At 68.5% G+C, this 12,352-nt stretch carries 7 protein-coding genes; 4 read left to right on the plus strand and 3 right to left on the minus strand.

Annotated elements, in window-relative coordinates; all coding sequences use genetic code 11:
* Positions 1–45: 45 nt before the first annotated feature.
* The 4 genes from AABA78_RS35320 (at position 46) to AABA78_RS35335 (ending at position 6,774) form a co-directional block, all read left to right on the plus strand.
* Positions 46–747, plus strand: a complete 702-nt coding sequence (locus tag AABA78_RS35320; protein ID WP_338269867.1) for a hypothetical protein — start codon at positions 46–48, stop codon at positions 745–747.
* A 112-nt stretch (positions 748–859) separates the two neighbouring features.
* On the plus strand, positions 860–1,945 hold the full coding sequence (gene recA / locus AABA78_RS35325) for a recombinase RecA (protein WP_120527744.1): 1,086 nt from the start codon (positions 860–862) through the stop codon (positions 1,943–1,945).
* A 167-nt stretch (positions 1,946–2,112) separates the two neighbouring features.
* On the plus strand, positions 2,113–4,335 hold the full coding sequence (locus tag AABA78_RS35330; protein ID WP_338269868.1) for an alkaline phosphatase D family protein: 2,223 nt from the start codon (positions 2,113–2,115) through the stop codon (positions 4,333–4,335).
* 126 nt (positions 4,336–4,461) lie between these two features.
* Positions 4,462–6,774, plus strand: a complete 2,313-nt coding sequence (locus AABA78_RS35335) for a Tex family protein (protein WP_338269869.1) — start codon at positions 4,462–4,464, stop codon at positions 6,772–6,774.
* Positions 6,775–6,846: 72 nt separating this feature from the next.
* Here the strand turns inward: AABA78_RS35335 and AABA78_RS35340 are convergent, their stop codons facing one another.
* The 3 genes from AABA78_RS35340 to AABA78_RS35350 form a co-directional block, all read right to left on the minus strand.
* Positions 6,847–7,218 carry a hypothetical protein gene (locus AABA78_RS35340; protein ID WP_338269870.1) on the minus strand — a complete coding sequence of 124 codons (372 nt, stop codon included), beginning with the start codon at positions 7,216–7,218 and terminating at the stop codon, positions 6,847–6,849.
* A 39-nt stretch (positions 7,219–7,257) separates the two neighbouring features.
* On the minus strand, positions 7,258–7,503 hold the full coding sequence (locus tag AABA78_RS35345; protein ID WP_338269871.1) for a hypothetical protein: 246 nt from the start codon (positions 7,501–7,503) through the stop codon (positions 7,258–7,260).
* A 29-nt stretch (positions 7,504–7,532) separates the two neighbouring features.
* Positions 7,533–12,352, minus strand: a 4,820-nt coding sequence (locus tag AABA78_RS35350; protein WP_338269872.1) for an RHS repeat-associated core domain-containing protein, incomplete at its 5' end; no start/stop codon positions are given.

The following is a 12,352-nucleotide window of genomic DNA, read 5'->3' on the forward strand; positions in this document are numbered from 1 at the left end:
TTCCGCCCACGTTCGCGCACACCCGCCTCCCACCCTGGAGGGGAGGTGGAGGCCCCGTCGGACCTGGCGGCCTGGGAGCCCCCGGCGCAGGGCGGCACGCCCACCCCGCCCACGGACTCGCCGCTGCCCATGTACCTGCTGGCGCAGCAGGCCCGCCGCGCGGAGGGCGAGGAGCGGCAGCGCCTGGCCTGGAACCTCAACCAGCTCCTGGAGGAGCTGGGGGCGCAGGGCGGGGGCCGGACGGAGGCGGACGCCTTCCACCGGCTCCTGGAGGGGGGCAACCTGGACGGGCTGGTGGACGCGGACGGGCGCTCCTGCCGCGCCACGGCGGTGGAGTCGCTGCTGGCGCTGGGCTTCCCCTACGCCCTGGAGGTGCGCCCGGAGGACCTGGAGCACCTGAAGAACGCCCCCGTCCCGGGCACCCGGCTGACGCCGCCCGCGGGGGGGCCCTTCCCGGCGCTCGCGGTGGGGCTGGGCGCGCTGGCCCTCCAGGTGGTGCTGGGGCTGGCGGGGCTCGTCGTGCCTGGCGGGCTGCTCATCCTCCAGGGGCTCCTGACCCTGCTGTCCCTGACCCTGCTGACGGTTGCCTCCGTTGGCTCTCCCCTGTATCGCGGAGCCCTGGCGCTGCTGACCGTGGTGTCCGGAGTCGGGTTGGGGATGGTGCTGGTGCCAGACGTTCCGGCGGGTTGGGCGGCCGGATTGGGCGGGCTGGTGGCCGCCTTCCTGGCTGCCCTGCGCAAGAGCTGACCGCCAGGACCCGAAACGGATGTCAGAGGGGTGGACTAGGGTCTACCCATCGCGTACTAAAAGCGCGTTCAGGTGGACCGGGGTGGTCCACTCTTCCAAGGAGCGACGGGAAATGGCCGTGAATCAGGAGAAGGAAAAGGCGATCGAGCTGGCGCTGGCGGCGGTGGAGCGTCAGTTCGGCAAGGGTTCCATCATGCGGCTCGGCAACGACGAGCCCATGATGAAGGACGTCCAGGCCATTTCGACGGGGTCCACTTCGCTCGACATCGCCCTGGGCGTGGGCGGCGTGCCGCGCGGGCGCATCATCGAGATCTTCGGGCCGGAGTCCTCCGGCAAGACGACGCTGTGCCTCCACATCGTCGCGGAGGCCCAGAAGAAGGGCGGCGTGTGCGGCTACATCGACGCCGAGCACGCGATGGACGTGGGCTACGCGCGCAAGCTGGGCGTGCGCACCGACGACCTGCTCCTGTCCCAGCCGGACACCGGTGAGCAGGGCCTCGAAATCGCGGAGATGCTCGTGCGCTCCGGCGCCATCGACGTGCTGGTGGTGGACTCGGTGGCCGCGCTCGTGCCGAAGGCGGAGCTCGAGGGTGAGATGGGTGACGCGCACATGGGCGTGCAGGCGCGCCTCATGAGCCAGGCCCTGCGCAAGCTCACGGGCACCATCTCCAAGAGCCAGACGTGCGTCATCTTCATCAACCAGATCCGCATGAAGATCGGCGTGATGTTCGGCAACCCGGAGACGACGACGGGCGGCAACGCGCTGAAGTTCTACGCGTCGCAGCGCATGGACATCCGCCGCGTGGGCGCCATCAAGAACGGCGAGAACGTGGTGGGCAGCCGCACCCGCGTGAAGGTCGTGAAGAACAAGGTGGCGCCGCCGTTCAAGGAAGTCGAGTTCGACATCATGTACGGCGCGGGCATCTCGAAGGAGGGCGACCTCATCGACCTCGCCTCCAACGAGAACATCATCGAGAAGAGCGGCAGCTGGTTCTCCTTCAAGGGAGAGCGCATCGGCCAGGGCCGGGAGAACGCGAAGGAGTACCTGCGCGAGCACCCGGAGACCTACAAGGAGGTCGAAAGCCTGGTGCTGGAGAAGTACGGCATCGGCAAGCCCGCGGCCGCGGCGGCTCCGGCGGCGGAAGCCAGCGAGCCGGCCGAAGGCGAGAAGCGCCCGCGCGTGAAGGCCGTGAAGTAGTCACGCCCGTGTCCTGAGCAACGCCCCGCCGTGCACCTCCGGGGGGAGCGGCACGGCGGGTGAAGGAGGAAGGGGCCGGTCTCCAGCGATGGGGCCGGCCCCTTTTTCTTCACCGTGAGAGGGATTGGACGCGTGACGCGCGCCGTCATCACCGGGGTGTCGCCGGGATGTTTCGTGTGGAGGGAGGAGCGCCTCTAGACTGCGCGGTCTGGAAGCTCTTTCACCCCCGCTTCCCGCTGGAGTCCATCGCCTTGTTCAACCCCTTCAAACGCCGCACGTTCCTGCAAGCCGTGGTTGCTGTCGCGGCGACGACGACCTTTGGATGCTCCGACGACGACACCACGGAGCCGTCGGATGGCTCGCCCTACTTCCCGCAGTCGCTGGCGTCGGGTGACCCGCGTCCGGACAGCGTGGTGTTGTGGGTGCGCGTGGAGGACATGGCCCGCGCCGGGGACGACCTGCCCCTGCGGCTGGAGGTCTCCACGGCGGAGGACTTCAAGACGCGGGTGCTGGACAAGACGGACCTGACGGCGCGGGCGGAGCACGACCACGCGGTGAAGGTGAAGGTCACGGGGCTGTCCGCGCGCACGACGTACTACTATCGCTTCAGCTACGAGAAGGACGGCCAGCGCCACACCACGCGCGTGGGGCGCACGCGCACCGCGCCGGCGGCGGGGGACGACGTGCCGGTGAAGTTCGTCTTCGCCAGCTGCCAGGACTTCATTGGCCGCTACTACAACGCCTGGCAGCGGCTGTTGCAGCTGGACGCGGACCTGGACTTCGTCGTGTTCCTGGGCGACTACGTCTACGAGACGACGGGCGACACGTCCTTCCAGTCCGACGGCGGCGGCCGGGCCGTGCGCTTCAGCGCGCCGGAAGAGGCGCTCCCTCAGGGCTCGGGCGTCACCGCGTTCCTGGCGGCGAACTCGCTGTCCAACTACCGCGACCTCTACAAGAACGTCCGCACGGACCGGCAGCTGCAGGCGGTGCATGAGCGCTACCCGTTCATCATCACCTGGGATGACCACGAGTTCTCCGACGACTGCTGGCAGGACGTGGCCACGTACGAGGACGGCAAGCGGGACGAGACGCAGCGGGACCGCAAGCTCAACGCGGAGCAGGCCTTCCTGGAGTACATCCCGCTGGACACGGTGCAGTCTCCGGAGGGCGCCATCGACGTGGCCCAGGAGCCGCGCTTCCCCAACTCGCGCATCTACCGCGACTTCGAGTACGGCCGGCACCTGAAGCTGCTGGTGACGGACTACCGCAGCTACCGGCCGGACCACCTCATCCCGGAGGACGCCTACCCGGGCGGTGTGGTGCTGGACCAGACGCTGCTGGGCGCGGCGCTGCAGGGCCAGCCGGAAGCGGTGAAGCAGACGTTCCAGACGGACACGTTCGCGTACGTGAACATCGATGACGCGGCGTACGCGGCCCAGAAGCAGGTGCTCCAGGGCGTGTACGTGAGCCAGGCGAAGGCCGCGGGCCTCTCGGCCGCGGAGGCCGCGGAGAAGGCCGGCAAGTGGGTGGCCGGTCCGGTGGCGCTCTACTACGTGAACCAGGTGCTGGCGGCGGTGAACAAGGGGCTGGTGATTCCGCCCGCGGACAAGCCCCGGGGCCTGGCGTACGCGCACATGGGCAAGGCGGCGCTCTTCAACATCCAGGGCTCGCGCTACGTGGTGGTGAAGGACACCTTCGACCTGTTCGCGGCGGTGAAGTACCAGCTGTCCGCCGGCAAGAGCGAGGACGTGTTCGGCAAGGACCAGGAGGCGTGGTTCCAGCAGACCCTGACCACGGCGCAGAACACCTGGAAGATGGTGGTGAGCTCCACGTCGCTGTCGGCGCTCATCTGGGACTTCCGGCAGCAGGCGGACATCAGTGACCCCACGCTGCGCCAGCGCTTCTACTTCAGCGTGGACCAGTGGGACGGCTTCCCCACGAAGAAGAAGGTGATGCTCAACACGCTCAAGGCGCAGGGCGTGCAGAACACGCTGTTCATCTCCGGGGACATCCACGCGTCGTTCGCGTCGGTGGAGGAGGGCGTGCCCACGCTGACGGCGCCGGGCATCACCTCCGGCTCCATCAAGAGCCTGGCCAGCCTGGCGCTGATTGGCGCGGGCTACGCCACGGGCGCGCCGGTGTACCAGCACGCCGTCACGGAGATGGAGAAGACGCTCATGGCGTCCAACCCGGGCCTGCGCTTCGCGGACGCGGACTCGCACGGCTTCGTGATGGTGGAGGTGAAGGCGGATGAGACGCTCGCCACCTTCCACCTCATCCCCGCCGCGGAGGTGGCCAAGGACTACTCCAAGCGCGCGGACGGCGAGCTGGAGGCGAAGTTCACCACGCACACCTTCCGCGTGAAGAACAGCGACATCCAGCCGGCCTGAGCCGGGCGGCCGTGACGTGACATGAAGGGCCGCGTGGGGTGCTCCCCGCGCGGCCCTTTTGCATGGGCTCCGGGCGAGCGGCGCGTCTCTGGGAGGCGCGGGCTGGCCGGGGTATAGACGGGCGCCATGCACGTCTATGCCGCCGCGTTGGCCCAGGAGCTGGGCATCAAGCCGGAGCAGGTGGACCGGACCCTCGCACTGCACGAAGAGGGAGGCACCGTCCCCTTCATCGCGCGCTACCGCAAGGAGGCCACGGGAGGCCTGGACGAGGTTCAAATCCAGGCCATCCTGGACCGGGCCACGGAGCGCGCGGAGCTGGACGGGCGGCGCGACACCATCCTGCGCAGCATCGAGGAGCAGGGGAAGCTGACGCCGGAGCTGAAGAAGGCGCTCCAGGCGGCGCGCACGCGCGCGGAGCTGGAGGACCTGTACCTTCCCTACAAGCCCAAGCGCCGCACGCGCGCGGCCATCGCCCGGGAGAAGGGGCTGGAGCCGCTGGCGGACCTGGTGTGGAAGCAGGAGGGCCAGCGCGGGGAGAACCTGGACGCGCGCGTGAAGCCCTACGTGAGCGCGGACAAGGGCGTGGAGGACGTGGCCCAGGCGCTGGCGGGCGCGCGCGACATCTGCGCGGAGCGGGTGGCGGAGGACGCCCGGCTGCGCCGCGAGGCCCGCGACCTGTGCACGAAGCGGGGCACGCTGCGCTCGGACGTGGTGCCCGCGAAGAAGGGCGAGACGACCAAGTTCGAGAACTACTACGGCCACGAGGAGCCGCTGTCCCAGGCCCCGTCCCACCGCGTGCTGGCGCTGTTGCGCGGCGAGGAGGAGGGCGTGCTGAAGGTGAAGCTGGGGCTGCCGGACGACGAGGTGAAGGGGCTCTTCACCGGGCGCGTGGTGACGCGGCCGCAGTCGCTGTTCGCGGGGGAGTTGCGCGCGGCGGTGGAGGACGGGTGGGACCGGCTGATGGGGCCGTCGCTGGAGTCGGAGCTGCGCGCGGAGTTGAAGGAGCGCGCGGACAAGGGCGCCATCGGGGTGTTTGGAGAGAACCTGCGGCACCTGCTGTTGACGGCGCCGGCGGGGGCCCGGGCGGTGCTGGCGTTGGACCCGGGGCTGCGCACGGGCATCAAGCTGGTGATGCTGGACGCGACGGGGACGGTGGTGGAGACGACGACGCTCTATTCGGAGCGGAGCGCGGACGAGCGGGCGCGCGCGGCGAAGCTGCTGGAGGCGGTGGTGCGCAAGCACAAGCCGGAGCTCATCGCCGTGGGCAACGGCACGGGCAGCCGCGAGGCGGAGGTCTTCACGCGGGACACGCTGAAGGCGATGGGCGTGCAGGTCCCCGTGGTGTCGGTGAGCGAGCAGGGGGCGTCCATCTATTCGGCGTCGGAGGTGGCGCGCGAGGAGTTCCCGGAGCTGGACGTGTCGCTGCGCGGGGCGGTGTCGATTGGCCGGCGCTTGCAGGACCCGCTGGCGGAGCTGGTGAAGATCGACCCGAAGAGCATCGGGGTGGGGCAGTACCAGCACGACGTGGACCAGGGCCTCCTGAAGAAGAAGCTGGGCGAGGTGGTGGACTCGTGCGTGAACGCGGTGGGCGTGGACGTGAACACGGCGTCACCGCAGCTCTTGGAGCACGTGTCCGGCGTGGGGCCGTCCTTGGCGAAGAAGCTGGTGGCGCACCGGGCGGCGAAGGGGCGCTTCACCACGCGGCGGGAGCTGCTCAAGGTGAGCGGCCTGGGGCCGAAGACGTTCGAGCAGGCGGCGGGCTTCCTGCGGGTGCGCGGACCGGAGCCGCTGGATTCGAGCGCGGTGCACCCGGAGCGGTACACCGTGGTGGAGCGGATGGCGAAGGACCTGGGCGTGGACGTGGCGTCGCTGGTGGGGAACGCGGCGCTGGTGCGCAAGATTGAAGCGAAGCGCTACCTGGGGCCGGAGCTGGGGGAGCTGACGCTGAAGGACATCCTGGCGGAGCTGGAGAAGCCGAGCCGGGACCCGCGCGGTGACTTCACGGCGCACGCGACGCGCGATGATTTGCGGTCGCTGGAGGACGTGAAGGAGGGGATGGTGTTGCAGGGCGTGGTGACGAACGTGACAGCGTTCGGAGCGTTCGTGGACGTGGGTGTGCATCAGGACGGCCTTGTGCACGTGTCGCAGCTGGCCGCGCGCTTCATCAAGGATCCGTCGGAGGTCGCCAAGGTGGGCGACCGGCTGACGGTGAAGGTCCTCTCCGTGGACCTGGCACGCAAGCGTCTGGCGTTGTCCGTGAGGGCGGTGCTGGAGGGTGGGGCGCCGCAGCCGTCGGGACGACCCGCGCAGGCTGCGAAGCCCGCCAGTGCACCGGTGCAGCAGCAGCGGCCCGCGCAGAAGCCCGCGGCGCAAGCTCAGGCTCCGGCGCAGAAGAAGCCGGAGCCTTTCAACAATCCGTTCTCGAAGCTGAAGCGCTGAGGAACAGGGCCGCTGGCCTGCTTTCAGGCCCTGCCCCCTCGCGGTCCAGGGCCCTGGCTCCAGGCCCCGGAATCACCCTGCATTCGTGGGGGCGGTCTCCACCTGGGGGCTCTCGCCCGTCGCCGGACGAGGCTCCCCTTCCGGGACACTGCGGCAACTGCCGTCCGCGCAGAACTGGGGGGCAGGCGTGCAGGACCAGGTGCTCATGCAGCACGAGGAGCCGTAGTTGGGGAAGGTCGGGTTGATGGGGCTGCAGAATGGGTCTTGCGAGCAGTCCGTGAAGGCATTGCAACGCGCGCTGCCGTCACAGGTGCACTGCACCTGTTTGCCTGCATCGCAATAGGTGTAGCGGTTGTTCTCGCACGCGTCCTGGGCGTGGCTGACGCCGGGCAGACACATCAGCAGTACGGCCAGCGAGGCCATGGGGGTGAAGAAAGAGGACATGGTCAGGGTTTCCCTTGAAGAGATGTGATGTGGCAGGACTCATTCGGCGGGGAACTTCGAACAATCACAAACAATCCAGCTGCCCGGCGCGACTTCCTTGGATGCTCCACAGGCAACGAAGTCCGCTCCTTCTCCTCGTTGGAAGTGGTGCCCCGCGATCTCCTTGTTGGTGGAGACGAACAGGGCGCATCCGCGGGCCTTGTCCTGACGGACTTGGATGCCGTAGTAGCTCTGGCCCTCAATGACAGGCAGGAGGAGCCGCCCGAGCGCGATGCCCGTCGCCAATGCAATGAGTACCTTGTATTTGGATGGGATTACCATTTGCTGCCCGGGAGGGGGTTGCACTTGGCTTCCACCTCGAAGGCCGCGCAGCCCTCTGGAGGCGGCTGAAGCATGCCAGGGAAGGTGTTTCTATCGAGGAGGCCCTTTCTGCTTGGATTCGAGAAAGCGCAGGCGTGCGTGGCTTCGTGGATGAGTGTCGAAGCCAGGGCGGGAATGTAGGCGGAGTCCTCGCAGAGCTGCTTGTTGAAGCGGTACTTGGGCTTGCCAGACCAGAAGCCCACGTCCTCGTAGGCCCGCTGTCCATCCAGTTCCGTCGGGTCTCCATTCTTCGGGTTGGGCGTGAGTGGACCGAGATCGGGGAAGTCAGCCTCCGGGCCCTTGTTCATTTCGAGGTGCTGACAGATGTCGCAGCCGCCGCTGCACTTCTGCAGGGCTTGCTGACAGGCGCAGTCCTGGTCACCCGTGCTGCCGTTGCATCCTGCCCACTTCCGCGCCAGCCATTCCGCCGCCCTCCAGTTCGGGCATTCGTAGGGATCAGAGACCGTGTACTGGCCGGTGGTGTCCGTCTTGTTGCCCGGATTCTGCTCGGCGTAGCCGTAGGGCGACTGCTTGGCCATCAGGGGGGACTTGGGCGCAAGAACTTCAGACTGGAGGTAGCGGCCGATGCTGGGGTCATAGAAGCGGTTCCAGTTCTCGAAGAGGTCGGTTTCGGCGTCGTGGTACTGGCCGGGGAAGCGCAGGGGCGTCCAGAAGGGGGCGGCGCCCGTCTGGAAGCGGCGGTACTCGTAGGCGGAGATGACGGCGCCCTTTTCCTGCTTGGAGCCCTGGGGAAAGCCGGTGGTCGTGCAGTTGCAGACTGCGTGGCAGAACAAATCATTGCACGATTGGCCTTGGGAGCAGGAGGCAATGCCAGAGTTGATGATGGCGGCGCGGACGCCGGCAGTGCCGGGGGTCACCCAGGCCGTCCAGCCGCGGCCATCCTCCCACGCGCCGCGCGTCGTCAAGTCGGCGCTGGAGGCTTCGTCGCGGATGGCGACGGAGTCACTGCGGTCGGCGGAGCCGACGGCGCACTGCTCGGACTCATTCCAGAGGTCGAGGCCGTCGAAGAGGACGCGCTGCTGGAGGGTGGTGCCGGAAACGGCGGGCTGCTTCATGACACCACCGAAGGTGGTGGTGGTGACCTTGTAGGGGTGAGGCGTTTCGATGTCGACGCTGACACGGTTGACGTGGCCGAAGGCGTCGTATTCGCCGGTGCCGGTGACGCGGCCCTGGCCGTCCAGCATGAGGACGGGCTTGCCCAGGGAGTCGGTGACGAGGTGGTAGGTGCCGCAGGCGGCGGTCTGACCATCGCGGGCGCAGTCGGCGGTGGCGTCGGAGAGGTGTGCCCAGGAGGCATCCAGCTTGCCGCGGAGGATGGCGACGGGCCGGCCGCCCAACCAGACGTACTCGTCCACCGGGTGGATGGTGGCGGTGAAGGCAGAGGCATTGCCCTGGTCCACCAGGAGGCCCTGGGACGCATTGTAGAAGTACTCGTCCTTGATGCCAGTGGGGTAGTCCTTGAGGCGGCGTTGGCCCTGGGCGTCGTAGAAATAGTTGAACGACAGGCCATTGACGCTGACGGCCTTGAAGACGGTGTCGGCGCCGCCGTTGGAGGAGGGGCCGGAGGTGAAGTCGAGGTGGAAGGCGTTGCCGAAAGCATCGGCGGGGCGCCAGAGCTTCTGGGAGACGCGTCCGTCGGCGTCGTAGGTGAAGGAGTGGCCGAGGGTGGCGCCCGTCTGGGTGGAGTTGCGGGAGACGAGCTGGTCAGGGTGGCCCGAGGTGGAATAGGCCAGGGCCCAGGTGTTGGCCTCGCCGGACTCGGAGGTGCGATTGCCCCGGGCGTCGTAACCGAAGCCGCGCGAGGTGAAGGCACCGCCGGTGGTGGAGAGGGTGCCGGTGGCGGACGTCAGGCGCAGCAGGCCGTCGTAGCCGTAGGTTTCGGTGAGGGGCGAGGTGGCGCCCAGCAGGCACGAATCGGAGCGCACCAACTGGTCCGCCTGCCACGTGTACACCTGCTTGAGGATGGCGCCATTGCCGCTTCCCGGGGTGAAGTTGGTACCCGAGGCGAGCGTGGAAACCCAGAGGGCGCGCAGGCGGCCGGTGGTGTCACTGGAAGAAACGCTAGGGAAGGCCGAGGGACAGGAGGTGGGCGCAGCGGAGGCGTTGTCGCCCAGCGCGTACTCGACGCTGCCTGTGGTGCCCGTCGTGGCGTAGTGGGTGCGGTAGCCGCGCACGCCGCCGTAGGGCTCCCAGGCCACCTGGGAAAGAAGCGTTTCGGTGGTGGGAGCGCCGCTGGCGTACTTGGAGACGGAGACGCTCGCGACGCGGTCGGTGAGGGCGCCAGTGCCGTAGGTGTAGGTGACGACGCGGCCGTAGGGGTACGTCACCTGGGTGAGGTTGCCGTTGGGGCTATAGGCGTAGAGCGTGTGGGGATTCTGGAAGGGCGTGCCGGTGCAGGTGGTGGTGCCGATGCGCAGACGGACCTGCTTCACCATGCGGCCCCAGGCGTCGTAGCTGAACCAGGTGCGGCCGAAGGAGTCGTCCTGGTAGCGCAGGCGTCCCAGCGTATTGGTCAGCGTGCCGCAGGACGCGTCGGGGCTGGCGGAGGCGTCGTAACCTTGGGCGTAGAGCGTCTCCGCGCCGCCGGAGATCAGCGGCGAGACGTGCGAGGCGGAGAGCAAGCGCCCCATGGCGTCGTAGCCGTAGGCCAGGTGGTCGCGGACGTGCGCGGCGGCCATGGCGGGCGTCTGCTTCACGAGCGTGCTGCCCTGGGCGTCGTAGGCGAAGCGGGTGGTGCCCGCGGTGCTCCCCTCGCCGGTGGCCGCGAGCGTCGCCTCCACGAGGTTGCCGAAGTCGTCGTACTGGTAGCGCGAGGCATTGGCGGAAGGCGTCGCCGTCGCGCAGTTCGTCGTCGCGGTAAGGCCCGTGTCCACGCTGATGACGTTGCCGTGGGCGTCGTGCTTGAGGCAGGTGCGCGTCGTGGTGCTGCCCGTCGGATGCTCGTCGACTCGCAGCAGCCGGTTGGCGCCGTCGTACTGCATAGCATTGCAGGCGGCCGAGGTGGGCTGACCGTCCGTGCCCGCCGCGCACCAGGCGGGAGGGGCGTTGAAGGGCTTGCCTTCACCCGTGAGGTTGTTGGCGGCGTCGTAGCTCTTCGTGGCGACGAAGCTGCCCGTGCCGGTGCCCGTCTTCGTCCAGGTGGGACGCCGGTGGGCGTCGGCGGCGTAGGAAAGGAGCTTTCGCGTGCTACCGGCGGCGTCGAGGTAGCGCTCCTCGCTCACCGAGCCATCCGGCCAGTAGGTGTACGTCACCTTCTCGGACCAGGTGGTGGCCGTCGCGGTGGAGGACTTCGCCTTCCACTGCAGCTTGTCGGTGAGGGTGCCGCCGGTGCAGCCGGAGGTGGTGCCCTGGCGGTAGCAGAAGACCTCGTAGTTGCCTTCCGGCAGTTGCAGGGACGTTCGATGGCCCGCGCTATCGTAGGCGGCTTGGGTTGCTACATCGGGCTGGCCGGTGACATGCACCGTCTGCGAAGCCAGGTTGTTGTCATGGTAGACGAAGGACGTGGTGATGCCGTTGGCGTCCACCTGCTCGGTGACGTGGCCGCCAGCGTCATAGGCGTTGTAGAGCGTCTCGATGGGCGTGCTGGTGAGGCCGGCCGGATACTGGGCCACCTTCTGCAACTGGTTGCGGCGGGGCGTCGTCTCCGTGTCGCCCCAGTAGTAGTTGCGCGTCACGGGGAACACCGTGCCGGTAGCGCAATCCGTGGCGGCCTCGGTGGAGACGAAGCAGGGACCGTGCACTTCCAGGGTTCGGCCCAGCGCGTCCGGCGTGCTCTCGCCCGTGCGGGTGGTGAGGTAGAAGGTGCCCACCCAGCGCTGCTGGCTGCTCCAGGTGCCGGTGGCGGCGTCGAAGACGCGTGTCCAGCCGGAGCGGAGGGTGGCCGAGGGGCGGCCGGTGGTGTCGTAGCGGTTGAAGGTACGGGCCTTCTGTCCGGCTGCACCCAGCACGCTGACCTTCTCCGAGGCGGCCAGCAACTGCTCGCCACTGGGGCCGTAGGTGTAGCTGAAGGTGTTCTCCTCCAGCGCGCCGGTGCCCGTCATGTCCTGGGCGCCGCGCTTGATGCTCGTCTTCTCCAGCAGCGAGGCCGGCATCCCGGTACCCACCGCCGGGGCCGCGTAGGAGTAGACCTCCCAGAAGTCGCGCTTGTCCTTCTTGGCCTTGAGGAAACCGGGAGAGGTGCTGGTGGCGCACTCCCACTCGTTGCGCTCGTTGCCGGGGCTGCACGCGCCCGCGACGGTGCAGGAATCAACCGTCCGGTAGAGGCGGGGGCCGGTACCCTGGCTGGCGTTGGTGAGCGTCTCGAAAGACTGGGTAAAGCCCGCGGAGCCGCTGGTGCCGTCACCGCGGCCGGCGTTGCTGTTGGTGATGTCACGCTTGCTGGGGGCCACGCCGCAGCAGTTGCTGCCGGGCTGGCAGGTGGTGCTCTGCGAGGTGCCCAGCGCCAGCTGCTCTCCGGCGCCCGTCACCGCCGTCACCTTGCCGGTGGAGCGGCCCTGCCAGTCCAGCGAGTAGGTGTGCGTCATGACGAGCATGCTGCCAGTGGAGACCTGCAGCGCGCTGTTGGTGAAGGTGTACGTGCGCACGGTGCTGGGCGTGGTGGCGGAGACAATCTGCCCGGTGATTTCCGTGCTGCCCTCCTGCTGGTAGGCGTAGGTGACGGCGGGAGAGGACTCACCCCGGCGCGTGACGCTGCGAAGCACGCAGTGCGTGCCGCCGTAGGGGTAGGGCAGGGGGAGGGAGACGTACTGGAAGT

It is taken from the genome of Corallococcus caeni, from assembly GCF_036245865.1.
GTDB classification, from domain to species: Bacteria; Myxococcota; Myxococcia; order Myxococcales; family Myxococcaceae; genus Corallococcus; species Corallococcus caeni.

Coding starts and splice junctions, on each gene's coding strand:
- AABA78_RS35335 (WP_338269869.1), top strand. CDS start 4,462: ATGCACGTCTATGCCGCCGCGTTGGCCCAGGAGCTGGGCATCAAGCCG.
- recA (WP_120527744.1), top strand. CDS start 860: ATGGCCGTGAATCAGGAGAAGGAAAAGGCGATCGAGCTGGCGCTGGCG.
- AABA78_RS35340 (WP_338269870.1), bottom strand. CDS start 7,218: ATGTCCTCTTTCTTCACCCCCATGGCCTCGCTGGCCGTACTGCTGATG.
- AABA78_RS35330 (WP_338269868.1), top strand. CDS start 2,113: ATGTTTCGTGTGGAGGGAGGAGCGCCTCTAGACTGCGCGGTCTGGAAG.